Source organism: Rhizobium sp. 01N447_2, assembly GCF_056399245.1.
The window spans coordinates 48,984-73,211 of the sequence record NZ_JBFTQY010000007.1; the positions used below are offsets into that span (position 1 = coordinate 48,984).

Annotated in this window: 26 protein-coding genes, 1 pseudogene and 1 riboswitch; of the genes and pseudogenes, 8 read left to right on the forward strand and 19 right to left on the reverse strand. The window is 62.3% G+C overall.

Going from position 1 to position 24,228, the window contains the following annotated elements; genetic code table 11:
* Nucleotides 1-44: 44 nt before the first annotated feature.
* The 10 genes from AC1ECN_RS06005 to thiM all read right to left on the reverse strand — a co-directional run bounded on the left by AC1ECN_RS06005 (nucleotide 45) and on the right by thiM (nucleotide 9,332).
* Nucleotides 45-944: an ABC transporter ATP-binding protein gene (locus AC1ECN_RS06005; protein ID WP_477952480.1), complete on the reverse strand. Its 900-nt coding sequence runs from the start codon at nucleotides 942-944 to the stop codon at nucleotides 45-47.
* Complete coding sequence (locus AC1ECN_RS06010; RefSeq protein ID WP_018071160.1) at nucleotides 941-1,744, reverse strand: ABC transporter ATP-binding protein; 804 nt, start codon at nucleotides 1,742-1,744, stop codon at nucleotides 941-943. The genes AC1ECN_RS06005 and AC1ECN_RS06010 overlap by 4 nt, the downstream gene beginning before the upstream one ends.
* Nucleotides 1,741-2,619 (reverse strand): ABC transporter permease, encoded by an 879-nt coding sequence (locus AC1ECN_RS06015; RefSeq protein WP_064654783.1) that lies wholly within the window; start codon nucleotides 2,617-2,619, stop codon nucleotides 1,741-1,743. The genes AC1ECN_RS06010 and AC1ECN_RS06015 overlap by 4 nt, the downstream gene beginning before the upstream one ends.
* Before the next feature lies 1 nt (nucleotide 2,620).
* On the reverse strand, nucleotides 2,621-3,598 hold the full coding sequence (locus tag AC1ECN_RS06020) for an ABC transporter permease (RefSeq protein WP_130657357.1): 978 nt from the start codon (nucleotides 3,596-3,598) through the stop codon (nucleotides 2,621-2,623).
* 56 nt (nucleotides 3,599-3,654) lie between these two features.
* Nucleotides 3,655-5,301: an ABC transporter substrate-binding protein gene (locus AC1ECN_RS06025; protein WP_130692598.1), complete on the reverse strand. Its 1,647-nt coding sequence runs from the start codon at nucleotides 5,299-5,301 to the stop codon at nucleotides 3,655-3,657.
* 43 nt (nucleotides 5,302-5,344) lie between these two features.
* Nucleotides 5,345-6,367: a glycoside hydrolase family 3 N-terminal domain-containing protein gene (locus AC1ECN_RS06030; protein WP_477952483.1), complete on the reverse strand. Its 1,023-nt coding sequence runs from the start codon at nucleotides 6,365-6,367 to the stop codon at nucleotides 5,345-5,347.
* Between the two features lie 24 nt (nucleotides 6,368-6,391).
* Nucleotides 6,392-6,871 (reverse strand): GNAT family N-acetyltransferase, encoded by a 480-nt coding sequence (locus AC1ECN_RS06035; RefSeq protein WP_130692600.1) that lies wholly within the window; start codon nucleotides 6,869-6,871, stop codon nucleotides 6,392-6,394.
* Between the two features lie 219 nt (nucleotides 6,872-7,090).
* A complete protein-coding gene (thiD, locus tag AC1ECN_RS06040; RefSeq protein WP_130666315.1) occupies nucleotides 7,091-7,900 on the reverse strand; it encodes a bifunctional hydroxymethylpyrimidine kinase/phosphomethylpyrimidine kinase in 810 nt (269 codons plus the stop codon).
* The gene (thiE, locus tag AC1ECN_RS06045; RefSeq protein WP_130666316.1) at nucleotides 7,897-8,532 is read right to left on the reverse strand and encodes a thiamine phosphate synthase; all 636 of its coding nucleotides are present in this window, start codon (nucleotides 8,530-8,532) and stop codon (nucleotides 7,897-7,899) included. The genes thiD and thiE overlap by 4 nt, the downstream gene beginning before the upstream one ends.
* Nucleotides 8,529-9,332 carry a hydroxyethylthiazole kinase gene (gene thiM / locus AC1ECN_RS06050; RefSeq protein ID WP_130692602.1) on the reverse strand — a complete coding sequence of 268 codons (804 nt, stop codon included), beginning with the start codon at nucleotides 9,330-9,332 and terminating at the stop codon, nucleotides 8,529-8,531. Before thiM ends, thiE begins: the two co-directional genes overlap by 4 nt.
* 50 nt (nucleotides 9,333-9,382) lie before the next feature.
* A riboswitch (TPP riboswitch) is annotated at nucleotides 9,383-9,479 on the reverse strand.
* A gap of 116 nt (nucleotides 9,480-9,595) precedes the next feature.
* Between thiM and AC1ECN_RS06055 the strand changes: the two genes are divergently transcribed.
* The 4 genes from AC1ECN_RS06055 to AC1ECN_RS06070 all read left to right on the forward strand — a co-directional run bounded on the left by AC1ECN_RS06055 (nucleotide 9,596) and on the right by AC1ECN_RS06070 (nucleotide 11,152).
* Entirely contained in the window at nucleotides 9,596-9,775 is a 180-nt protein-coding gene (locus AC1ECN_RS06055; protein ID WP_130666318.1) for a colicin E3/pyocin S6 family cytotoxin, read from the forward strand.
* A gap of 4 nt (nucleotides 9,776-9,779) precedes the next feature.
* Complete coding sequence (locus AC1ECN_RS06060; protein WP_020052717.1) at nucleotides 9,780-10,025, forward strand: DUF7683 domain-containing protein; 246 nt, start codon at nucleotides 9,780-9,782, stop codon at nucleotides 10,023-10,025.
* A gap of 72 nt (nucleotides 10,026-10,097) precedes the next feature.
* Nucleotides 10,098-10,727 carry a hypothetical protein gene (locus tag AC1ECN_RS06065; RefSeq protein ID WP_245493999.1) on the forward strand — a complete coding sequence of 210 codons (630 nt, stop codon included), beginning with the start codon at nucleotides 10,098-10,100 and terminating at the stop codon, nucleotides 10,725-10,727.
* A 107-nt stretch (nucleotides 10,728-10,834) separates the two neighbouring features.
* Nucleotides 10,835-11,152 (forward strand): MafI2 family immunity protein, encoded by a 318-nt coding sequence (locus tag AC1ECN_RS06070; RefSeq protein WP_477952485.1) that lies wholly within the window; start codon nucleotides 10,835-10,837, stop codon nucleotides 11,150-11,152.
* On the opposite strand, the pseudogene AC1ECN_RS06075 reads toward AC1ECN_RS06070, so the two are convergent.
* From AC1ECN_RS06075 to AC1ECN_RS06115, 9 genes and pseudogenes are all read right to left on the reverse strand, one after another.
* Nucleotides 11,149-11,299, reverse strand: a pseudogene (locus tag AC1ECN_RS06075) (DUF1349 domain-containing protein); the annotation flags it as partial. The gene AC1ECN_RS06070 and the pseudogene AC1ECN_RS06075 overlap by 4 nt on opposite strands.
* 26 nt (nucleotides 11,300-11,325) lie before the next feature.
* A complete protein-coding gene (locus AC1ECN_RS06080) occupies nucleotides 11,326-13,014 on the reverse strand; it encodes an ABC transporter ATP-binding protein (RefSeq protein WP_130692604.1) in 1,689 nt (562 codons plus the stop codon).
* On the reverse strand, nucleotides 13,011-13,955 hold the full coding sequence (locus AC1ECN_RS06085) for an acetamidase/formamidase family protein (RefSeq protein ID WP_130692606.1): 945 nt from the start codon (nucleotides 13,953-13,955) through the stop codon (nucleotides 13,011-13,013). The genes AC1ECN_RS06080 and AC1ECN_RS06085 overlap by 4 nt, the downstream gene beginning before the upstream one ends.
* 67 nt (nucleotides 13,956-14,022) lie before the next feature.
* Complete coding sequence (locus AC1ECN_RS06090; RefSeq protein WP_477952486.1) at nucleotides 14,023-15,642, reverse strand: ABC transporter substrate-binding protein; 1,620 nt, start codon at nucleotides 15,640-15,642, stop codon at nucleotides 14,023-14,025.
* 25 nt (nucleotides 15,643-15,667) lie between these two features.
* Nucleotides 15,668-16,588, reverse strand: a complete 921-nt coding sequence (locus AC1ECN_RS06095; RefSeq protein ID WP_130692608.1) for an ABC transporter permease — start codon at nucleotides 16,586-16,588, stop codon at nucleotides 15,668-15,670.
* Nucleotides 16,588-17,436, reverse strand: coding sequence for an ABC transporter permease (locus AC1ECN_RS06100; protein ID WP_130692610.1), 849 nt, complete (start codon nucleotides 17,434-17,436; stop codon nucleotides 16,588-16,590). The genes AC1ECN_RS06095 and AC1ECN_RS06100 overlap by 1 nt, the downstream gene beginning before the upstream one ends.
* Nucleotides 17,436-18,017: an ANTAR domain-containing response regulator gene (locus AC1ECN_RS06105; protein WP_130692612.1), complete on the reverse strand. Its 582-nt coding sequence runs from the start codon at nucleotides 18,015-18,017 to the stop codon at nucleotides 17,436-17,438. Before AC1ECN_RS06105 ends, AC1ECN_RS06100 begins: the two co-directional genes overlap by 1 nt.
* On the reverse strand, nucleotides 18,014-19,147 hold the full coding sequence (locus AC1ECN_RS06110) for a transporter substrate-binding protein (protein ID WP_018071175.1): 1,134 nt from the start codon (nucleotides 19,145-19,147) through the stop codon (nucleotides 18,014-18,016). The genes AC1ECN_RS06105 and AC1ECN_RS06110 overlap by 4 nt, the downstream gene beginning before the upstream one ends.
* Before the next feature lie 225 nt (nucleotides 19,148-19,372).
* A complete protein-coding gene (locus tag AC1ECN_RS06115) occupies nucleotides 19,373-19,957 on the reverse strand; it encodes a DUF1349 domain-containing protein (protein WP_018071176.1) in 585 nt (194 codons plus the stop codon).
* Between the two features lie 226 nt (nucleotides 19,958-20,183).
* Between AC1ECN_RS06115 and AC1ECN_RS06120 the strand changes: the two genes are divergently transcribed.
* The 4 genes from AC1ECN_RS06120 to AC1ECN_RS06135 all read left to right on the forward strand — a co-directional run bounded on the left by AC1ECN_RS06120 (nucleotide 20,184) and on the right by AC1ECN_RS06135 (nucleotide 24,164).
* On the forward strand, nucleotides 20,184-21,710 hold the full coding sequence (locus tag AC1ECN_RS06120; RefSeq protein WP_477952488.1) for an ABC transporter substrate-binding protein: 1,527 nt from the start codon (nucleotides 20,184-20,186) through the stop codon (nucleotides 21,708-21,710).
* Between the two features lie 80 nt (nucleotides 21,711-21,790).
* Nucleotides 21,791-22,732 (forward strand): ABC transporter permease, encoded by a 942-nt coding sequence (locus AC1ECN_RS06125; protein ID WP_165418859.1) that lies wholly within the window; start codon nucleotides 21,791-21,793, stop codon nucleotides 22,730-22,732.
* Nucleotides 22,732-23,601: an ABC transporter permease gene (locus AC1ECN_RS06130; RefSeq protein WP_477952490.1), complete on the forward strand. Its 870-nt coding sequence runs from the start codon at nucleotides 22,732-22,734 to the stop codon at nucleotides 23,599-23,601. The genes AC1ECN_RS06125 and AC1ECN_RS06130 overlap by 1 nt, the downstream gene beginning before the upstream one ends.
* A gap of 50 nt (nucleotides 23,602-23,651) precedes the next feature.
* Nucleotides 23,652-24,164 carry a RidA family protein gene (locus tag AC1ECN_RS06135; protein ID WP_064246616.1) on the forward strand — a complete coding sequence of 171 codons (513 nt, stop codon included), beginning with the start codon at nucleotides 23,652-23,654 and terminating at the stop codon, nucleotides 24,162-24,164.
* Nucleotides 24,165-24,228: the final 64 nt, after the last annotated feature.

Here is a 24,228-nt window from a genome sequence, read left to right on the forward strand (position 1 = left end):
CCGTCCCCTAGCATAGGGCACGCGACGAGGCCAGCAAGCCGGCCTCAGATCATCCGCATGAAATGGTCCTGCTCGAATTCGACGATGTCGTCCTGCGGCATGGCCGAACGGCGGCGGATATCTTCCACCTCGTCGGGCCTCAGCCGGGCCTTCGGGTCGTCGAACCGGACGTCCGGATCGGGCACGGCCGAGAGCAGCAGCCGGGTATAGGGATGCAGCGGATTGTCGATCACCTTGGCGACGCTGCCCCATTCGACGATCTGGCCGGCATACATCACGGCGATGTCCTCGGCGACGTAACGGGCGGTGGCGATATCATGGGTGATGTAAAGCAGGCCGAGATTGAGCTCCCGCTTCATCTCGTTCAACAGGTTCAGCACGCCGAGGCGCACCGAGACGTCGAGCATCGAGGTCGGTTCGTCGGCGACGATGACCTCCGGCTTGACGGCCAAGGCGCGAGCGATGTTGACGCGCTGGCGCTGACCACCGGAGAGTTCATGCGGATATTTCGGCGCGACGAGATCGGGGTCGAGCCTGACGCGCTGCAGCAATTCGCGGACCGCGACGTCGATCTCGGCTCCCTTGATCTCCGGGCGATGCAGCTTCAGCGGCCGCCTGAGATGATGGGCGATGGTGTGGGCAGGGTTCAGCGAGGCGAAGGGGTCTTGGAATATCATCTGCACCGAGCGGCGGTAGCGGGCGATCTCGGCGGATTTGGCCGCCTCGACCGGCCGGCCCTTGTAGAGAATCCGGCCCGATGTCGGTAGATATTCGCGCATCGCCATGCGGGCGCAGGTGGTCTTGCCGCTGCCGGATTCGCCAACCAACGCCAGCGCCCGGCCGGCATGCAGCGAAAAAGAGATGGCGCGCGCCGCATGCACGACCCCGGAGCCATGGCCGAAGGTCTTCGTCACGCTATCGAGTGCGAGAATGGCGTCGGTCATAGCAGCACTCCTCCATGCAGCGAGGGGAAGGAGGCCCAGAGCTTCTTCGTGTAGTCGTGCTTTGGCGTCCTGTAGATCGCCTCGGCCGTGTTCTGCTCCACCAGCCGGCCGGCAAGCATGATGCCGATGCGGTCGCAAAACTGCACCATCAGGCCGAGATCATGGGTGATGAACAGCACGGAGAAGCCGAAGCTGCGGCGCAATTCGTTGATGCGCTGCAGGATTTCGCGCTGGACGACGACGTCGAGCGCCGTCGTCGGCTCGTCCATGACGACGAGCTTCGGATCGAGCGCCATGCAGATGGCGATGACGATGCGCTGGCGCATGCCGCCGGAAAACTGGTGCGGATAGTCGCGCATGCGATCCGGCGCGATGTCGACGAGCGTCAGCATCTCGGCGGTGCGCTCGCGGGCTTCCGCACGGCTCATGTTCTTGTGGGTGCGCAGCATGTCGTAGAATTGCGCCTCGATGCGCAGCACCGGGTTCAGCGAGTTCATGGCGCTCTGGAACACCATGGCAACCTCGCGCCAGCGGAAGGCGCTGAGCGCCTGCCGGTCGAGGCCGAGCACGTCGCGGCCATCGAGCAGGATGCGGCTCTCCTTGCGGATCAGCGCCGGCGGCTTGTGCAGGCGGCTGATGGCAAACGCGATGGTGCTCTTGCCGCAGCCGGATTCGCCGGCAAGGCCGAAGACCTCGCCGGGCGCGACGTCGAAGCTGACATCGTTGACGGCGCGAAAATCCTTCTCCTCGCCGATATAGTCGATGGTGAGGTTCCTCACCGACAGCAGCGGCTGCGTCACAGGCGGCCCTCCCCGGAACGGACGAGCAGGGACCAGCGCTTCAGGTGATTGCCGGTGCGCAGCCGCGGATTGGCGATCTCGTCGACGGCGAAGTTCAGCAATGACATGCCGATGCCGAGGAAGGCGAGCGCGAAGCAGGGGGTGAGGATATCCCACCAGGCGCCGACCGAAAGAGCCGAGGCCTTCTGCGCGTTGTAGAGCATGGTGCCCCAGGAGATCGCTCTCGGATCGCCGAGACCGAGGAATTCCAGCGTCGCCTCGGTAATGATCGCGAAGATGACGCTGCCGATGAAATTGATGCCGACGATTGAAATCACGTTGGGAAAGATCTCGAATGTCATGATGCGCCATTGCGGCTCACCCATCATCTCGGCCGATTTGACGAAATCCTTCTGCTTGACGGAGAGCGTTTCGGCGCGGGTGACGCGTGCGCCCCAGGCCCAGGAGGTAGCGCCGAGGATGAGGGCGATGACGAGGGGGCTTGCCTGGCCGATGAAGGCGGCAAGCACCAGCAGCAGCGGCAGGTTCGGAACGACCAGCACCATATTGGTGAAGAAGCTGATGATCTCGTCGGTCTTGCCGCCGCGATAGCCGGAGATGATGCCGAGCGCGGTGCCGACCAGCGTGATCAGCAGGCCGGCGCCGAAGCCGACGGCAAGCGAGGTGCGGGCGCCGTAGATCAGCCGGGCAAAGACATCCTGGCCGATGCGCGTGGTGCCGAGAATATGGTCGAGCGACGGCGCCTGGTGCGGTCGCCCGGTGCGGGCGGCGGGATCGTACTGCGTCAGCAGCGGCGCTGCGATCGCGACGAGGACGATGAAGGCGATGATAACGAGACCGACGAGCGCCTTGCGGTTTCGAAGCAGGGTCTTCATCTCACGCTCCCTTCAGCCGCGGGTCGAGCATGACATAGCTGACGTCGACGATAAAATTGGCGATCAGCATGGTCGCGGTCATGATGAGGAGCTGGCCCTGGATGACGGGATAGTCGCGGGCGAGGATCGCCTGGTAGAGAATATTGCCGAGGCCGGGATAGTTATAGACGACCTCCGTCACCAGCGAGCCGCCGAGGATGGTGCCGATGGCGATGGCAAGGCTGGAGACGGTCGGCAACAGGGCGTTGCGTGCCGCGTACCAGAGCATCACATGCCGGTCGGAAAGGCCCTTGGCGCGGGCCATGACGATATAGTCCTCGCCGAGCAGGTTGATCATGTTGTTGCGCATGGTGACGGTGAAGCCGCCGATCAGCACGGTGCAGAGCGTCACCATCGGCAGGATGCCGTGATAGGCGAGGCTACCGATATATTGCAGGCTGAAGGCCGGATCGAGCGACGGGTCGGCGGCATAACCGTTCGGAAACCAGCCGAGCGTGAAGCCGAAGATGAAGAGCACGATCAGCGAGGTAACGACGGCCGGTACCGAGGTGGCGAAGATCGCCCCGACGGAGACGACGACATCGAACCTGCTGCCGCGGCGCCAGGCGGCGACGATGCCGAGGAAGGTGCCGAGCGCGAAGCTGACGATCGTCGCCGTGCCCATCAGGCCGACGGTCCAGACCAGCGCATGGCCGAGCACCGAGGTGACCGGCAGCGGAAAATATTTGATCGAGCGACCGAGATCGCCGGTGAAGATGCTGCCGAGATAGGTGAGGTACTGCTGCCAGAGCGGGCCATCGACGAAGCCGAAGGTGAGCTTCAGCGCCTGCAGGCTTTCGGGCGGCAATTCCGTGCCGGCGCTGGAGAACATGATCTGCACCGGATCGCCCGGCATCAGACGCGGCAGGAAGAAATTGATCGTCGCTGCCGCGATGAAGGCTGCCATGTAGAAGACGAGGCGGCGAAGCAGGAAAGCCATGGGAACTCCGTCGTGACGGAAGCGGCGCTTTACGCCGCTCCCGAGGATTGCGATGCTTACTTGACCGGCTCGAGGGCCAGGAGGTTCAGCAGGCGTGCCGGATTGGTCCGCGAGATCGACGGATTGACGAAGGGCTTTTCCTTGGTCGACCAGCCGGTGAAGCGCTTGGTGTTGTACTGATACCAGTTCGGATTGTTGAACACCGGAATCACAGGCATGTTTTCGGCGACGATGCGCTGCGCCTTGTTCATCGCGTCCTTCTGCTTGGCAAGATCGGCAGTCTGGGTGAACTCGGTAACGAGTTTTTCGACCTCCGGGTTGAACCAGCGCTGCGCGGTGAAGCGGGTCTTGCCCTTGTCCGAAGCGCTGAAAGCGCGCTTGTAGGGGTAATAGGGCGAAGCCGATGCCGGCAGGCTGTTGATCGCCGCATCGAAGGTGCCGTTGATGAGGTTGCCGGTCCAGACGGCTTCCTCCGGCGTTTCGATCTTGGCGTCGATGCCGACCGCCTGCATGCCTTCGACGGCGAGGTTGACGGTGTCGATCCAGTCCGTCCAGGCGCTCGGGACGATGATCGAGAAGGAGATCTTGGTGCCGTCGGGATTGTCGCGGAAACCGTCGCCGTCCTTGTCCTTGTAGCCCGCCTCGTCGAGCAGGGCCTTGGCGGCATCGGCATCATAGGTTGCGAATTTGCCGAAGTCGGCCTTGACGGACGGGTCCGCCCAGCTCTTGTAGAGCTCGCCCATCAGTCCGGGGTCTTCGTTCAGCGTCGGATAGCCGTAGCCGGCGACATCGATCATCGTCTTGCGGTCGAGCGCCATCGAGACAGCCCGGCGGAACTTCAGATCGTTGAAGGCCTTCTTGTTGTTCTCGTTCGCCGTTTCCAGGTTGAACAGGAAGGCGACCATGCTGCTTGGCGAATACCAGTAGTGGAAATGCGCCGGATCCTTGGAAACATAGACATTGTCGATATCGGGAATGAAGGAGACGCCCCAGTCGAGCGTGCCGTCGGCCGTTGCGGTCAGCATCTGGTTGTTGTCGGCAAGCTGCGGGAAGCGCATGCAATCGACCTTCAGGTGCTCGTTATCCCAGTAGTTCGGGTTGCGGCACTGGTCGTAGGTCTGGCCGGTGAAGCGCGGCACCTCCGTCAGCGGACCGCTGCCGACCGGGGTCTCGTTGGCGAAGGTGACGGGATCGGCGACATCCTTCCAGACATGTTCGGGAACGATCGGCAGCTGCGAGATCTGCTCGGCGGCAAGCGAGCTCGGATTGGCGAGCGTGAAGCGGACCGTCTGGCCGTCGACGGCCTGGACATCGGTGATGAAGGTCCAGATGCTGACGAAATCGAGCGCCGGGAACTTCTTCAGGTAATCATAGGTGAACTTGACGTCGGCTGCTGTCAGCGGCTTGCCGTCCGACCATTTCAGGTTCGGACGCAGCTTGAAATCGATGCTCTTCAGGTCGTCGGAGAGCTTGAAGCTTTCAGCCAGGCGATAGACCGGCTTGTTGCTGTCGAAGCGATTGAAGACGACCAGCGGCTCGTAGATGAAGTCGAGCGTGGACTGGCGCGACGAGGTCTGGTTGAACGGGTTGAAGTTGCGAACCCAGGTCGTCGCCGGTTCGATATTCACTGTGAGGATCGTCTGCGCCGCGGCGGATCCCGAAAGCAGCGTTAATGCTGCGGCTGCAAGAAGATATTTTTTCATGTCTTATTCCCCTTTTCTTATCCGGTGAGAGATGAGGCGCTGGTCAGGAGACCAGCGCGCTTGCAAACATGTCTTCGACGTCTGCATGAGCGGCGCGGACATCGATCTTGAGATTGCCGAGGCGAGCCTTACCGGCGGCGATCCGCTTGAGGGCGGCTTCCGTCAGCGGGCGGGCGGCCTTGGCGGCTGCTTCGCTTTCCGGGATGTCGCCGTGGCTGTGGAGCGCAATGTCGAAGCCTGCGTCGAGCACCTGTTTGACGCGTTCCGGCAGGGTGCCGGAGAGCGACTGCATGAAGATGCAGTCGGAAATCAGCACGCCCTCATAGCCCATGTCCTTGCGGATCACGTCGTGCATAACAGGCGAGACGGACGCCGGCAGCTCTGCGTCATAGGCCGAGTAGACGACATGGGCGACCATGGCCCAGGGCGTATCCTTCAGCGCGACGAAGGGCTTGAAATCGGTCGCGGTGAGCGTCTCGCGGCTGGCGTCGACCACCGGACGCTCCTTGTGCGAATCGAGCGTCGCGCGGCCATGGCCGGGAATATGCTTGATGACGGGCATGTTGCCGGTCTCGAGCAGGCCGTCGACCACCTCGCGGCCGAGGGCAGCGATGAAATCGGGATCAGGGCCGAAGGAGCGGGCGCCGATGACCGCGCTCGTCGTCTCGAAGACGAGGTCGAGAACGGGCGAGCAGCCGCTGGAAAGGCCGAGTTCCGTCATCATCGCGCCCATGGCCTGGGAGGAAAGGCGCAATGCTTTTTTGCCGAGATCGAAATCGCGGCGCGCAAGTTCGGCAAACTGGCCGAAGCTGCGAAAGAGCGGCCAGGGGCCGGCATCGAGATGCTGGACGCGGCCGCCTTCCTGGTCGGTGAAGACAGGCGCGTCGTCGCGGCCGACGGCTTCGCGGAAGCGGTCGATCAGCCGCCTCGTCTGCTCCGGCTCGCGCTGATTGCGGCGGCCGACGAAGAGACCAAGCGGATTGGTTTCGCGAAAGAGGGCGAATTCATCATCCGAAATAGTGGGATTCGGAAGGCCGACGAAAAGGGCGAGCGGGGTCGAGGACAAATCTGTAGCTCCGGGATCAGATGGTCATTTCGGCGTGTTTCTCAGCATTCCTTCGTAGATGCCCTTGTCGGGGGCGGGGATGACGATTGCGCCTGCGGTCCTGGCGTAGAAATCGACCGGGCCGGCGTCACCGATGAAGGCATAGGCGTGGCCGAGCGTCTTCATCGTCTGAAGGCAGGCGGAAAAAAGGGCGAGGCCGATGCCCTTGCCACGCGCTCGCGGATCGACGCCGGTCGGGCCGAAGAAGCCGCGCGCCGTCGTGTCATAGCAGGCAAAGCCCAGGAGCTTGCCGCCGTCGACGGCGATCAGGCAGGCAGCAGGCTGACGGGAAAAGGCGACCGTGACTTCGCTTGCCCAGTTCTCGCTGAACTGTTCGCGAACCCAGTTGGCGATGAGATGCAGTTCCGGGGGGAGGGCCGGACGGATGGAGACGCCGATATGGTCGGCCTTCTGTTTCAGGTCGGCGAGCTCAGTGGAGTATAAGCTCACAAGCAGGTCTGGCACCTGTCACTCCTCCATTTATTCCGTTATTGCGGAATGTATCCCCTTTTAGTGTCATAGACTTGGCCATCTGGCCGGGCTTGTCAACAGGGTTTTTCAAAGGGGCAAGGGGACGACCCGACGCAGTCTCCGCGGTTTCAACGCAAAGTAGGTGCCGAACGCAAAAACGGCCCGGGAAGGCCGGGCCGTTTTCGATTGATGGCATGTTCGCTGAGCGAGTGCTTATATGTCGTCTTTCCACAGCGCATGAAAATGCTGCACCGGGCCGTGGCCGGAGCCGACGGTGAGGCGTCCGGCAGCCGCGACCGCGCCGGCGAGGTAGTCCTTCGCGATGGCGACCGCCTCCTGCGCCGAAGCGCCCTTGGCGAGCTCGGCCGCCAGCGCGCTGGACAGCGTGCAGCCGGTGCCGTGGGTATTCTTGGTCGGCACACGCCTGGCTTCGAACCAGTGCAGGCCGGCCGCCGTGGCAAGCACGTCAGGGCTCTCGTCGCTGTCGAGATGGCCGCCCTTGACCAGCACTGCGGCCGGGCCAAGTGCGCGCAGACGCTCGGCCTGCGCCGCCATGTCAGCGCGGTTTGTCGCGACCGGCTGGTGCAGCAGGGCGGCGGCTTCGGGCAGGTTCGGGGTCAGAAGTGTGGCCAGCGGCAGCAGCCGGCGGGTCAGCACGTCGACCGCTTCAGGCGCAAGCAGGGCGGCTCCACCCTTGGCGATCATGACCGGATCGATGACGATCGGAATGTCGCGGTGGTCAGTCAGCGCACTGGCAACGGCGTCGGCGATGCCGGCATTGGCGATCATGCCGATCTTGACGGCATCGACGCGGACATCGGCAAAGACAGCATTGATCTGGTCGGCGACGAATTGCGGCGGCACCAGATGCACACCGCTGACACCTTGCGTGTTCTGCGCCGTCAACGCGGTCAGCACCGCCATGCCGTAGACGCTGCGGGCGGAAAAGGCCTTGAGATCGGCCTGGATGCCGGCGCCGCCGGAGGGATCGGAGCCGGCGATCGAGAGAACGTTGCGGATCATGCGCGGACCTTTCGGATTTCTGCGGCGATGCGGCGGGTTGCGGCCTCCGGATCCGGTGTGCCGCAGATGGCGGAAACGACGGCAAGCCCTTTGGCGCCCGCGGCGAACACTTGGGCGACATGATCCGCCTTGAGCCCGCCGATCGCGACCGACGGCACCGGCGAGGCCTTCACCAGCCTTGCAAGACCGTCAAAGCCGATCGGCTGCTTGTGATCGGCCTTCGTCGGTGTCGCAAACACTGGCCCGACGCCGGTGTAATCGATGAGATCAGGATCGACGGCACCGGCGAGCGCCTCGTTCTCGACCGACAGGCCAAGGATCATGTCGGGGCCGATCAGCGTCCGCGCTCTCATCGCATCGATGTCTTCCTGGCCGATATGCAGGCCGTCAGCGCCGATGGCGATTGCCGCCTCGACGTCATCGTTGACGATGAGAAGCGCGCCGGTCCCATCCAGCGCCTGTTTCAAAGCGCGGCCGGTCTCGATCATCCCGCTGGTGCCGGCATGTTTGTCACGCAGCTGCACTATGGTCGCGCCGCCGGCAACGGCAAGGCGCGCGGTTTCGACCATGCCGATCCCGGCGCAGAGATCGGGGTCGAGGACGAGGTAGAGCGAAAGGTCGAAAGCCTTCATGCGGCTGATATCCTTGCCCTGGCGTCAAGCGTTTCGGCGTCGAGCGCGGCCAGTGCATCGAGGAAGCGCCAGGAGAAGGAGCCAGGGCCGGCCGCTCCAAGTGCTGCCTCCTCGCCGGCGATGGCGAAGGTTGCAAGTGCCGCAACCGTCGCGCCGAAGATATCCTCAGGTGCCGTCGCGGCAAAGGCGCCGACGAGGCAGGTGAGCGAGCAGCCGAGTGCTGTGACTTGCGGCATCAAGGTCGATCCGCCTTCGATGCGCACGGCCCGCTCGCCGTCGGTGACGAAATCCACGGCGCCGGTAACGGCGACGACCGCCCGCTGACGCTCAGCCAGCCATCGCGCCGAACCTTCCGCCTGTTCGACCGGATCGCGGCTGTCGACCCCCTGGCCGCGGCTTTCTCCGCCAGCAAGCGCGATGATCTCGGACGCGTTGCCACGAATGATGGTCGGGCGCAGGGCGAGTAGTTCGGCGACCGCATTGCGGCGGAAGGCCGTGGCATAATGGGCGACTGGATCGAGCACCCAGGGCTTGCCGGCTGATTTCGCCGCCTTCGCCGCCGCCTGCATGCCGTCGATCCATTGCGTCGACAGCGTGCCGATATTGATTGTCAACGCGCTGGCGATTCCGGCGAATTCGCCGGCTTCTTCTGCGGCATGCACCATGGCGGGCGAGGCGCCTGATGCAAGCAGAACATTTGCGGCGATGTTCATGGCGACGTAATTGGTGATGCACTGAACGAGCGGCGGCTTCTCGCGCATCGCCTTCAGCATCGCTCCGGGTGTGGTCTTGGTCTGCATGTGGCCCCTTTCAGGCGGGGGCGGGCACGGGGCGGTTCGTGCGGGCTGTGCCGCGACCCCGAGCGACTCCCTCCGCCGGCATTATCCGGTTCAGGTTCGAAGGGTGCTTCTCAGCCCGTCTGTCGACGGGCGCCCCTGTCTCTCATCGCGCTCTTTTTCGCAGAGAACGGGGCTGATGTCACCTCGAAAATGACAATTCTGCGACCGACGCGGCGCGCGATGGCTACGGATGATTTATGGGTCTGGATCGCCTTTCATGAGGGATGAGAGATCGCCGTCGATTCTGGTACGACAGCAAGGGAAACATTTATGAATGGGACTACCAACACGGTAAACTTGAGAAATTCGATAAGTCGGGAAAGAAGCATCTCGGTGAATACGATCCGGTGACCGGCGCGCAAACAAAGCCTCCAAAGCCTGGACGAACAACACCAAAAGGATGACCTTATGCAAGTTTCGCTTGTTCTGGAGCTGTATGAGAAGCAGGGCCAAGTTCTGAAGAATACACTTGATGTAGAATTCAGCGATCTGGAGTTTTTTCGACGAGTATTATCTGTTCCAGATCAGGATCCATTAATGTATGGATCGTACAAGATAGACAAAATTAGTAATAGTAAAATTTTCGACAAGTATGGATTTATGTTGGATGTCGACAGATACGATTGCTATGCGGGATATAGGCAAATTTCGTAGTGCGTGAAGCGGATTGGTGAACTGGACGATCACCGAACTGTGGGACAAGATCACCGTCGGTAGGTAAGAACAATGCGGGATACCCTTCGATTGCTAATGATGTCAGCCAATCTTTCAGGATACGGCGAATCAAATGGCTTCCTAGGTTTTTTTGAAAAAGACACCCGATATGAGCCGGGCATGGAAGAATCTGCCGTCGATTTCTTCATGCGATATTTCAGAAATGATCTGGAATATTTTGTGATTGCATCTTCGGTGCACGCAAACTCTGACGAAGTTGGGCATTACGGCGATGCTGCGGACGACCAGCGAGACAGCGATCTAATTCAAGGCCTTGTTCAGTCTGGGCTTGTTAGACAATTTAGTTACAAAAAACGATTTGGGCGTGATCCTAGTTCGCAGAAATATACTGAATCTGTCGAAAAGGAATGGAGCGATATTTCCCTTATCAAAGGGGATGATTTCTCTATCGTATGCATAAGATCATTACTTGTCGCAAAGATGGTTGTGTATGGATTGTACGGTCATTGTTTCATCATGGCGCCGGATTGGCAACTGGCCTTTTATCCGCACGATGATTTCGGTTTTGGCGTGATCGGCTTAGGCGACGACGCAAATGTACGAGTCGCGCACGACTTTTTGGCGCAGGCGGATCACCTGCCAGGCATGCATTCCAGCATTAGGATGCCGTCCACGAGTTGAACCAAAGCTCCGATGGTAGGTGCACCGACCGCGGACGTCTACGGCCATTTCATGGATCGCATCGGCTGTGGGCCGGAAGCAAACCCGACAAAGCTTGAGGGACAGCGGTGAACAAACTTCCAGCCTGGCTAATCCTTCATATTTGGCAAAGCCTACTCGGAGAGATCTACCCAGCGATCCGAGCCATTGCTGCCGAATTCGTTGGGAAAACTCTTCTCATAAGATATTATCTGGAGCGCGCGCCAACCGAGTTTGATGTCGACAGCGCGGAAGTATTAWCTACAAACATTTATGCATCCGCCGGATCGGATTTGATCGAGCGTATTAATGTAGAATGCATTTACGCAACTTTGCCCTTCAAAGACTTAGATCCATTATCTGGATTCGTATATTGCCGTCGAGAGTACGACATCGAAATCCCCTAGCTCAAATCATGGAGATTGCTGGCGATCGCCGGCCCGATCGAGAGTTCAGAGAAACGCACCCTCGGGTCCACGACGGTCCGGCATGCACGGAGTCGGCCTCGCCTCACAGCGCTGGACAGCCGGGAACGGCGCTAACCGCAGCAGCGGCTAACGGCTGCCGGTCTAGCCTTCAGTCAGGCATGCACTTCCCTGCCGCGATAGACTTCCGGGTCGGGGATCGGAACCGCGGCGATCAGTGCGCGGGTGTAGTCATCCCTCGGGTTCTCGAAGATATCCCGCCGCGTGCCGGTTTCGATGATGTGGCCGGCGCGCATGACGGCGACGTTGTGGGACATGCGCTCGACGACGGCCATGTCGTGGGAGATAAAGAGATAGGCGAGCCCCATCGTTTCCTGCAGTTCGAGCAGCAGGTCGAGCACCCGAGCGCGGACGGAGACGTCAAGCGCTGCGACGCTCTCGTCGGCGACGATCAGCTTTGGCTCCAGTGCCAGCGCCCGGGCGATGCAGATGCGCTGGCGTTGGCCGCCTGAAAACTCGTGTGGATAGCGCGTCGCTGCATCAGGCGTCAGGCCGACCCGGCGCAGCAGTTCGGCGACGCGGTCTTGCCGTTCGCTGTGGTTGCCGATGCCGTGGATGAGCATCGGTTCGCCGATCGCCTTGCCGACGGCCATGCGCGGGTCGAGCGAGGCATAGGGATCCTGGAAGATCATCTGCGCCGAGCGGCGCACGGGCCGCATCTCGCGCTGGCTGAGGCCGGCGATATTGCCGCCGTCGATCAGGACATTGCCCTTGAAGGGGATGAGACCGAGCACGGCCTTGCCCGTCGTCGATTTGCCCGAGCCGCTTTCGCCGACGAGGCCGAGCGTTTCACCCGGCAGGATATCGAAGGAGACGCCGTCGACGGCTGCAACCGGCGGCTTGCCCTTGAAAAACCGGCTTGCGGCATTGCCATAGGTGACGGTGAGGTCGCGCACGTTCAGAACCGGCGTGCGGTCCGGATGCAGCGTCTCGACGGCGCGCTGCGTGATGCGCGGTGGACAGTCGGTGCCTGCAAGCGCGCCGAGCCGCGGGACGGCGGCCAGCAATTGCTGCGTATAGGCTTCCTTCGGCCGCTGGAAGACGGCGAGCGCCGTTCCCTGCTCGACGATCCTGCCATTCTGCATGATGACGACGCGATCGGCCATTTCGGCGACGACGCCCATGTCGTGGGTGATCAGGATGATCGAGGCGCCGAATTCGCGCTTCAACTCGCGCATCAGCCTGAGGATCTGCGCCTGCACGGTGACGTCGAGCGCCGTCGTCGGCTCGTCGGCAATCAGCACCTTCGGCCGACAGGAGAGCGCCATGGCGATCATCACACGCTGGCGCATGCCGCCGGAAAGCTCGTGCGGATATTGCTTCAGCCGCCGGGCCGGCTCGGTGATCTGCACGGCATCGAGCATCTTCAGTGCCACCGCCTCGGCATTGTCGCTGCCCTGGTGCGCGCGGATTGCCTCGGTCAGCTGGTTGCCGACCGACATGACCGGGTTCAGCGAAGTCATCGGCTCCTGGAACACCATGGCGATATCGCCGCCGCGCACGCTGCGCATCGCCCGGTCGGAAAGCCTGAGCAGGTCGCGCTCGCCAAGCAGCACGCTGCCGGAGGCGACCTTCAGCGAGGCCTTCGGCAAGAGCCCCATGATCGACAGCGAGGTGACCGATTTGCCGGAGCCGGATTCGCCGGCAATGCAGAGCGTTTCGCCGCTTGCAAGCGCGAAGCTGACATCCTGGAGCACCGGCTTGCGGCCTTCGGGGGTGCGGGCATCGACGCTCAGATTGCGAAGGCTGAGCACCGGTGCGGCGGCGGGCATGGCGTCGTTCACGCGAACACGATCCTCGGGAAGTAGAAGGAAACCACCCAGTTCGGCTGGTCGACGATCTCGCTGATGCGCAGATCGCCGCAAACCGAGCAGAGCAGATAGGCATCGACGGCGCTCATGCCATGTTCGGCGCCGAGAAGATCGATCATCCGCATCACGCTTTCGCGCGCCCCGGTCATCAGGTCAGGGCCGATGCCTGTCGTGACTTCGTAGCCGGCGCCGTCGAGATGGCGGGTCACGGGTTCGGTCGTGGTGAAGCGCGGCGTCTGCAGCCTGGCGTCCTTGACGAGCTCGATCGTCGCTTCGACGTTCATCTGGCTTTCGATCGCCGTGCCGCAGACTTCGCCATCGCCCTGGGCGGCATGGGTATCACCGATCGAAAACAGCGCGCCGTCGACCTCGACGGGCAGGTAGAGCGTCACGCCCGCCGTCAAGTCGCGGATGTCCATGTTGCCGCCGACGCGACGTGGGGGAACGACGGAGTGGGTGCCGGGCTCGGCGGGTGCAACGCCGATCGTGCCGGCGAAGGGCTTCAGCGGCACGCGCCCGCCCGGACCGTAAAGAGCGGGCATCATGCTGTTGGCGTCATAAGACCAGACATGCAGCGCCGGATCCGTGAACTGATCGGCGAGCAGGCCGAAGCCCGGAATATTGGCCGTCCAGCCGACGCCCGAGGGAATGAACTTGCGCAGCGTCACCTTCAGCGCATCGCCGGGCTTGGCGCCTTCGATATAGACCGGGCCGGAAACCGGGTTGATCTTGCCAAAATCGAGCGCGTTCAGCGTTTCCAGCGTGGCGTCGCTTCCGAGCTGGCCACCTGATGAATCCATGCATTCGAAGTGGATCGTCTCGCCAGGCTTGGCGACGACGGCGGGGGCGAAATCCTTGTTCCAGCCGAAATTATGCTGGGCGCGGTGAATGGTGTGGGTGCAGGCGATGCACATGTCATATCTCCCTCGATTTTATGATGCCTTCCCGGCATGGACCGGGAAGGCTTTGTTTCTTCAGGGCTTATTRCTTCACGTAGATCGCGTCGTAATTGATGACGCGGGTCGGATCGATGTAGATGTTGTCGGYACCGCCCATGCGCAGCGACTTGGCGACGACGCGGCGTTCGTTGATCACAGGGATCCACGGCGCATCGGCCATGATGTCGGTGAAGACCTTGCCCCAGGCGGCAGTACGCTCGGCTGCCTTTGCCGGGTCGGACATCGAGTCAGCGGCAACGGCGCGCTTGTCGAGATCGGCGTTGCAGTACCATGACCAGTTCCAGCCGCCCGGAACCGCGCCGGCGCAGCCGAGGATCGGGCCGTAGAAGTTGGACGGGTCCGGGAAGTCGGCGATCCAGGCCATGCCGCCCGACCAGATCATCGGCGCTTCGCCTTCCGTGCCGCCGGCCGAGATGACGTTTGCCTGGGCGAGCGCCCGGACTTCGGCCTTGACGCCGACAGCGGCCAGATCCTGCTGGATCGCCTGGGCGATACGCGGCTGCGGGTCGGTGTTGGTGGAGTAGAGCACGGTTTCGAAGCCGTCGGGATAGCCGGCTTCGGCAAGCAGCGCCTTGGCTTTTGCCACGTCATAGGCATAGCCGGTGAAGGCCTTGTCGTAGCCCGGCATCAGCGGCGGCAGCGGCTGGTTGGCAGGCGTTGCGCGGCCGTTGAGGATGCGGGTGATGCGGTCCTTGTTGATTGCCATGTTCAGCGCCTGGCGAACTTTGACGTTGTCGAAGGGCTTCACCTTGGTGTTCAGCGTGATGTAGCCGGTGTGCAGCTGTTCGCCGTCGACGATCATCTGTGCGCCGTCGGCCGRGTTCTTGATTTCGAGGAACTTCGCCGGCGGAATGCCGTCGCCAGCAATGTCGACCTCACCCTTCTGCAGGCGCAAGAGCGCCACAAGCGGCTCCTGGCCGACCTCGACCTTGAAGCTGTCGATATAGGGAACGCCCTTGACGAAATAATCCTTGTTGCGCTCGAAAACGAGCTGCTGGCCGATCGTCCAATCCTTCAGGATGAAGGTGCCGGAGCCGACGGGCTTCTTGCCGAAGTCGCCGGCGGCCGCCTCGACAGCTTCCTTCGGCACGACCGAGGCGAAGTTGATGGCAAGCACGTGCAGGAAGGTGGCGTCGGGACGCGAGAGATTGAAGATGACGGTGCTGTCATCCGGCGTCTCGATGCCGGAGAGCGTCGTCGTCTTGCCGCCGGTTTCATCCTCGAAGCCCTTGATGGCGCCGAAGAAGCCGGCGCCAGGCCCCTGCGTCTTCGGGTCGACGGCGCGTTCGATCGAATATTTCACGTCGGAGGCGACGACCTCGCGGCCGTTCGAGAACTTCACGCCCTTGTGCAGCTTGAAGGTATAGATCAAGCCGTCGGGCGAAACGGTGAAGCTCTCGGCAAGCGAGGGCACCGGGTTCGGCGTGCCGGGCGCATAATCCATCAGGCGGGAATAAAGGCTTTTGATCATCGACCAGTTGACCCAGTCGTAGCCGATCGCCGGGTCGAGCGTGGTGATGTCGTCCTTGTAGGTGACGACGATATCGCCGCCCTGCTTGGGCGTTTCCTCAGCCATGACGGACAATGGGGCGAGCGCCACCATCGTTGCCATGGTCGTCTGTTGCAGCCAGCGTTTGAACATCTTGGTTCCCCTTCTTTGGTTGCTGTCAGCGTGTGCGGATACGCGGATCGATGACCGGCGCGATGAGGTCGGCAAGCAGGTTGCCGATGATGATGGCAAGCGCCGAGGTCAGCGTGACGCCCATGATGATCGGGATGTCGACCTGCTGGATCGCCTGCCAGGCAAGCTGGCCGATGCCGGGCCAGCCGTAGACCGCCTCGACCACGACCACTCCGCCCATGAACTGGCCGATATCGATACCGATCATGGCGATGATCGGGAGCACGGCATTGGGCAGCGCATGGCGCAAGATGACGCGTTTCGAGGAAAGGCCCTTGGCGCGCGCCGTGCGGACATAATCCTGGTTCAGCACGTCGATCATCGACGAGCGCACCATGCGGGCGTACCAGCCGGCGCCGCAGATGCCGAGTGTTACGGCAGGCAGGACGAGATGCGAGAAGCTGCCGTAGCCGCTCATCGGAAACCAGCCGAGCATTGCCGCCAGCAGGTAGAGCAGCAGCAGGGCGACGAGGAACTGCGGCGCCGAGGTGCCGACAAAGGAGGCCATCATCACCAGCCGGTCGATGAAGCCGCCGCGGCGCACGGCGGCGATGGTGCCGAGTGTCAGGCCGAGCACCACCTCGACGAAGATGCCGGCAAGCATCAGCGTCAATGTCGCCGGCAGTCGGGCGGCGATCAGCGTCCAGACATCGGTTTTCTGCGCATAGGAGCGGCCGAGATTGCCGTTCAGCAGGTTGCCGAGATAGGTGCCGAACTGGACCAGCAGCGGCTGGTCGAGGCCGAGCTCATGGCGGATGTTGGCGACCGTCTGGGCCGTGGCGCTGCGGCCGGCGATCATGCGGGCCGGATCGGCCGGAAGGGCGTAGAGCAGCACGAAGGTGATTGCCGCGACGCCGAGCAGGATGAGGGCCGCCTGCGCCAGCCGGCGCAGCATGAGTGATGCCATCAGCCCCTCCCGCGCTGGGTCGGGTCGAGAATGTCGCGCAGTGCGTCGCCCACCAGATTGAAGGAAAGCGCCGTCAGAAGGATGATCGCGCCCGGAATGAAGACCAGCCAGGGTGCAGCCTGGAAATAGCTTTGGCTCTCGAAGATGATGTTGCCCCAGGAGGGCTGCGGCGGCTGGACACCGACGCCGAGGAAGGAGAGTGTGGCCTCGAGCAGCACGGTGGTGGCGATGCCGAGCGTTCCCCAGACGATTGCCGTCGGCATGAGATGCGGCAGGATATGCATGAAGAGCACGCGCATATGGCCGGCGCCGAGCGAGCGTTCGGCCATGATGAAATCGCGCTCCACCAGCCCGCGCGTCTCGGTATAGACGATGCGGGCGACCTGCACCCAGTTGACCAGCGCGATCACCATGGCGACGATCCAGAGGCTCGGCTTCAGCAATGCGGCCAGCATGATGGCGAGCAGCAGCGCCGGAAAGGCCATCATCAGATCGGTGAAGCGCATCAGGATGTTGCCCGGCAGTCCGCGGAGATAACCGGCAACGATGCCGACGAAGAGGCCGATCGCCACCGCGATGCCATTGGCGACAAGGCCGATGATCAGCGAGGTGCGGGCGCCAAAGAGCAGGCGGGAGAAGAGGTCGCGGCCGAGCGTGTCGGTGCCCAGCAGATAGGGACCGCCCGGCGGCAGCGGCGCGCCTTCGAGCGAAAGGCCGTCAAACATCTGGTCGTCGGGGCTGAACGGCGCGATCCACGGCGCTGCGATGGCGAGCCCGATGACGAGTGTGACGACGATCAGGCCGAAGAGGGCCGTCGGCTGGCGGATCATCTGTTTCAAGACATGCATCAGCCCGCCTCCGGCAGGGGTTCGGCACCCGCCAGGATGAAGGCTGATATCTGCTCCATCGGCAGGCGGCGGCGCATGGCGCAATTGCGCAGGATTGCGTAAGCGCTCTCCTCGTCGATGCCGTGTGCGGCCTGAAGCTTTTCGACGGCGGCGTGAACGAGCGGCCGCAGCCGGACGCGCTCTTCGAGATATTGCAGCTTTTCCGAGGTCGCCTTGCGCTCCTGATGAATGGAGACGGCCATGACAAGCGCCGGATAGACGGCCGATGTGGCGATCGGCTTGGCGATGATTGCGCCGGCACCCTGTCCGAGCGCCCAGGCGATGCGGCCGGGCGCTTCCGAACCGAGCAAGGCGACGACGGGGCAGGCAGGCGTTTCGCCGTTCCAGGGCAGCAGATCGTCCCAGCCCTGGTCGGCATCGACGATGACGAGATCGGGCAGTGCCGCAGCCGAAAGCGGCGCCCATTGCAGCGCTGCATGGATGCCGAGCAGGCGAAGCTGGCGGATCAGCTTTTCGGTGTTGCCGTCCTCGCGGTGCAGGACCATCGCCTGCCAGCCGGTGAAATTGGGTGTCTCTCTCATGAGACCACCCTCAGCCGTGGAAATGCCTGGCGGTTGCGGCCGGTCAGATAGGGGTCGGCGGCGAGCGGCGGCCGCGAGGCGACGACATCGAAGCCGTTGTCGGCGTTGATCCGGCCGAGATGGAAGGGCAGGGCGGCATGATTGGTCTCGCGGTCGATCGAAAGCGTGCCGAACGGGGTCGGCCAGGATCGATTGTAGAGCTCGCGCCGGACGGCGTCGGGCTCGTCACCGCCGGCAGCGACGATCGCGTCGACGCAGAGCCGGACGGCCGTATAGGCGCTGGCAAAGACGCTGGAGACACGCCGCTCGGCGCCGTGACGCTCAGTGACACGGGCCTTGAAGGCGGCATTTTCGGGGGTCGCGATACTGTCGAAATAGGAAGCGGCGCAAAGCTGGCCGGCAGCAGCTCCGGCGGCGATATCGTCGAGCTCGCATTCCATCAGGTCGCAGCTGACCACCGGGCAGTTTTCCGCGCGGAAGGCCGGGTCGCGATCACCGAGGGCCTTGATCGCCTCCAGGAAGGCGTAGCTCGACGGGCCGATCAGATTGTTGAGGATGAAGCTCGGGCGGCGTTGTGCGATCTCGGCGACAATGCGCTCGACGGCGGTCTCCTCAAGCGGAAGATAGCGTTCGCCAAGTACTTCGCCGCCGGCATTGGTAATGAGTTCGCGGGCGAGCCGGTTCATCTCCCAGCCCCAGACATAGTTGGCGCCGACGAGATAGGGCCTTGCGCCGAAACGCGGGATCAGGTGCTCGAACAGTGGCAGCAGATGCTGGTTGGGACAGCCGCCGACATAGATGACGTTCTCGTTGGCCTCGAAGCCTTCATAGGGGCACATGTACCAGAGCAGGCCGTCATGTTTTTCGACGAGCGGGATGACTTCCTTGCGTGCCGCAGAGGTGATCGTGCCGACGATATGGCGGCAGCCGGCGCGCAGAAGATGGCGCGCGCCATCGAGATAGGCGGCAAGATCGGCATGCGGATCGAAGAAGACGGGTTCGATCGCCAGCCCTTCGACGCCGGCATATTCGGCCATCGCGAAATCGGCGCCGTCGCGCGCGTCGCGGCCCATCGAGCCGTAAGGCCCGGTGGTCGAATAGAGGATGCCGATTTTCAGCGTGTCGTTCATGAAGTGACCACATCAAAAACCCCACGACGCTGGTCCCATCGAGCGATGAGGCGTCATGGGGCGAAACTGCCCAGAGACTATCGGAGTCATGTCAATGCGGCCGGCCTTTTGCCTATTCCRCAGGCTTGAGTAAAATACAGGCAGCTTGTCTTTGTCAAGTGTGCTGCGCTGCACTCGCAGTCATTTGATCTTGTTCTTTCGGTAGAGCCGCGAAAGGACGCTCTTCTAGCTCAAATCATGCAGATCCCTGGTAATTGCCGGCCCAATCGAGAATTCGGAGAAGCAGACTGCCAATCCGCTGCGCTCAGGCGTGCAGGCCGTGGGTCCGACCTCGTAGTGATCGGCAGCCGGGAAGGGGGCGAGCCGCAGCAGCGGCCAGAAACTGCCATCGCGCGAAGCCTGGATGCGCATCGCGCCGTTGGCGACGGTGACGCGGATGTAGAAATCCTCCAATTCCCTGAAAGGCTGCGCCACGGACCAGTCGGACTTGCCGTCGGTGACGACGGTGCTGAGGAAGGCTTCGCCGTCGGTGAACTCGACGCCTGTTTTCACCCAGCGTTTCTCGTCGATGCGCACCATCAGGCCGGCCTGGTCGTAGAGGGTGCGGAATTCGCCCTGGACGCGGATCTGCGCGGTGAAGCCGTCGGTGGTGGGAAAGGCGAGGAAATGGCCACTGTCGCGGGTGAAGCCATAATGGGTTTCCCGCCAGAAATCGGTATTCTCGTCGGTCGTCAGGGTGAGACCTGCGTCGGCCGCCCGCCATTGAGCCGGCTCGTTCAGCCATTTTCCGTCGTTGAAATCGATGCTCATCCTCTTCTCCCATTCCCTTGAAGCCTGACTAAGGGCGATCGCCTCACCTTGGCACAATGCGCGGCCGTGGTGCAGGCGGGCGCAGCCGAAGATTGTGTATTTTTCCGGCGTCCGGGTATCCGCCCCGGGCATAATCCGTCGCTCGTGCTTGACAGGATCGATCCATCTCCTATTCTGTTACAAAAAGATGAATTACATAATTGTGGAACTAAACGGGAGCCATCACATGAAAACACTGGTCGCATTCCTTCTCGGCACTGCGCTCGTCGCCCTGCCTTCGACACTCCTTGCCCAGGAAAAGGGTGGCGTCATCAATGTCGCGACGATCGGCGAACCGCCGACGCTCGATCCGATGTCGTCGACGGCCGATCTGGTCGGCATCGTCACCCAGCACATTTTCGAAACGCTCTACACCTTCGACAAGAGCTGGAACGTCACGCCGCTTCTGGCCGAAAGCCTGCCTGAGATCAGCGCCGACGGCAAAACCTATACGATCAAGCTCAGGACCGGCATCAAGTTCCACGACAATACCGATATGACCTCGGAAGATGTCGTCGCCTCGCTTGGTCGCTGGATGAAGATCGCCTCGCGCGGCAAGCAGGTGGCCGGCTTCATCGAATCCGTTGCTGCCGTCGATCCGGCGACCGTCAAGATTGCGCTGAAGCAGCCCTATGCGCCGCTGACCTCGCTGCTCGCCTTCAACAATTCGGCCGCGATCATCATCCCGTCGGAAAAGCAGGACGAGCCGATGAAGGACTTCATCGGCACCGGTCCCTATATGCTGAAAGAGCGCAAGGCCGACCAGTATATCCAGCTTGTCCGTTTCGATGGCTATAAGTCCCGCGAAGGCGACAGCAATGGTTACGGCGGCGCCCGTCATCAATATCTCGATGAGATCCGCTTCGTGCCGGTGCCGGATCCGAACACCCGCGTCGAAGCCGCCGTTTCCGGCCAGTATGATTATGTCGACTCGATCCCTGTGGAATCCTACGACAAGTTGAAGGCCTCCACCGCCTCGCAGCCGATCATCCTGAAGCCCTTCGGTTATCCCGTCTTCGTCTTCAACACGAAGGAAGGGAGTGCTGGGAATGTCGAGGTTCGCAAGGCCATCCGCCAGGCGCTCAGCATGGAAGACATGCTGGCCGCGGCTTTCGGCAGCAAGGATTTTTATGCGCTCGACGGCGCCATCTATCCCAAGACCTTTGCCTGGTCGACGGATGCCGGCGTCGAGGGCGCCTATAACGTCGCCGATCCGGAAGGGGCGGCGGCTGCCGCCAAGAAGGCCGGCTACAATGGCGAGCCGATCCGCATCCTGACCAGCCGCCAGTACGAGTTCCATTACAAGATGGCGCAGGTCGCCGCCGAATATCTGAAGCTTGCCGGCTTCACCGTCGATATGCAGGTTGTGGACTGGGCGACGCTGACGCAGCGCCGCACCGATCCGAAGCTCTGGGATATCTACATCACCCATAGCCCCTTCCTGCCGGAGCCTGCCCTCATCGGCTCGCTCTCGACCAGCTCGCCGGGCTGGTGGGATACGCCGGCCCGCAAGGCCGCCGTCGATGCCTTCACCTCGGAAGTCGATCCGAAGAAGCGCGTGGCGCTCTGGGCCGATGTCCAGAAGGCGATCTATGCCGACGCCCCCTTCATGAAGATCGGCGACTTCAACGCCGTTTCGGCGGAATCGACCAAGCTTGAAGGCGTCGATCCGGCTCCGTGGCCGTATTTCTGGAATGCTTCGATCAAGAAGTAAACATCGCCACCGATACCGGCCATCCCTGGCCGGTATCGGTCTTCTTTTTTGCAGCATCTGCAAAGGTTTGCCAGGCATTCATGATACGTTACATCCTCCAGCGCCTGTTCGGCATGATCGTCGTGATGTTTCTCGTCGTCACGATCGTCTTCGTCATCGTGCGCGTGACCCCGGGCGATCCGGCCGCCGTCATGCTCGGGCCGGATGCGACGCCGCAGGATATTGCCGACCTCAGGGCCCGGCTCGGCCTCGATCAGTCGCTCGCCCTGCAATATGTCTATTATATCGGCCAGATGCTGAGAGGTGATCTCGGCCAGTCGATCTTCCTCAACATGCCGGTCACTTCGGCTCTGCTCGACCGCGCCGAGCCGACCTTTTTCCTGACTTTATTTTCGCTCGCAATCGCCAGCATCATCGCCTTGCCGATCGGCATTTATGCCGCCTATCGGCGCGGTTCCTTCATCGACCAGGCGGCAACGACGCTCGCGATGTTCGCCGCCAGCATTCCAAGCTTCTGGCTCGGCCTGATCCTGATGCAGTTCTTCGCCGTCAGGCTGAACCTCTTCCCGGTCTCGGGCTATGGCGGTCCTGGCTCGACCTTCTTCGAGCGCATGTATCATCTGACGCTGCCGGCCTTTGCGCTCGGCATCGTTTCCTCCGCGCTGATCCTGCGTTTCACCCGCGCCTCGATGCTCGATGTGCTCGGCGACGATTATATCCGTACCGCCCGCGCCAAGGGGCTGGTCGAGCGCCGGGTCATCCTCAAGCACGCGCTGAAGAATGCGCTGATCCCGATCCTGACTGTGATCGGCCTGACGGCGGCGGTGCTGATTTCGGGCGCCGTCGTCACCGAGACCGTCTTCGGCCTGCCGGGTGTCGGCAATCTCGTCGTCTCGGCGGTGCTGCGCCGTGACTACCCCGTCATCCAGGGCGCGCTGCTCGTCATCGCCGCCCTCTATGTGCTGATCAATTTTGCGATCGACATGCTCTATCTGCTGATTGATCCGAGGGTGCGCTACTGATGGCCGATATTGCAATCAAATCAGCCGAAGGCGAGGGCAGCAAATTCGCCAGGCGCCTGCTGAAGCGCAAGACGGTTGCCTTGGGCCTGCTGATCCTGACGATCTTCGTGCTTCTGGCAGTCTTTGCGCCTGTTGTCGCGCCCTATTCGCCGTCGAAGCTTTCCATCGTCAACCGGCTGAAACCGCCGAGCGGCACCTTTGTCTTCGGCACAGACGAGTTCGGCCGCGACGTCTTCTCGCGCACCATCTTCGCCGGCCGCCTGTCGCTGCTCGTCGGTGTTGCGGTCGTGATCTTGTCAGCCGTGATCGGCGTGACGCTCGGCCTGCTTGCCGGCTTCTTCCAGAAGCTAGATACGCCGATCGCCCGGCTGATCGACGCGATGATGGCGTTTCCGGATATTCTGCTGGCGATCGCGCTCGTTGCTGCCCTCGGCCCGTCGCTGACGACTGTCATCATCGCGCTATCGATCGTCTATGCGCCGCGCCTTGCCCGCATCGTTCGCGCTTCGACGCTGGTCATTCGCGAGCTGCCCTATGTCGAGGCGGCGAGGGCGCTTGGCATCTCGACCTTCCATATCATGACGCGGCATGTGCTGCGCAATCTGCTGTCGCCGATCCTTGTGCAGGCGACGTTCCTCTTCGCCAGCGCCATGCTCGCCGAAGCCGGCCTGTCTTTCCTCGGCCTCGGCGTCAGCCCCGAAATCCCGACCTGGGGAACGATGATCGCCTCCGGCCGCCAGTATATCGGCCAGGCGGACTGGATGACGCTGTTTCCCGGCGTCGCCATCATCCTCTCCGTGCTGTCGCTGCAGATGGTCGGCGATGGCCTCAGGGACATGCTCGATCCCAGACTTCGCAAGGATCTTTAATCCGCCGACCAAGCGTTGGCCCAATCGAAATTCGCTAAATCGAAAATTGCATGACAGGAGTTTGCGTGAATCAGTTTCCCACCGCCGCCGGCAAGGTCGAGAACTCGCCTTACGAACGGCTTGCCGCCCTCGGTATTGCGCTTCCGCCGCCGCCGCCGCCGATCGCCAATTTCGTGACGCACGTAATCGAAGGCAACATGCTCTACCTCTCCGGCCAGGGACCGCGCGAGGCCGACGGCTTCATGCATGCCGGCAAGGTCGGCGCCGGCATCAGTGTCGAGGAGGCCTATGGCCATGCGCGGCTGACCGGCATCAACCTGCTTGCCGTCATGCAGGATGCGCTCGGTGATCTCACCCGGGTCAAGCGGGTGGTCAAGCTGCTCGGCATGGTCAATGCCGTGCCTGAGTTCGAGGATCATCCGAGCGTCATCAACGGCTGTTCGGATCTGCTGATTGCAGTCTTCGGGCCGGCCGGCGAACATGCCCGCTCGGCCGTCGGCTTCGGCTCGCTGCCCGGCAACATCACCGTCGAGATCGAGGCGATCGTCGCCTTGCACGGCTGACGGGAACTCGACACACTTGATCGACCGCCCCATGTTTCGTTTTTCGACCCAGAATCCTGGAGAT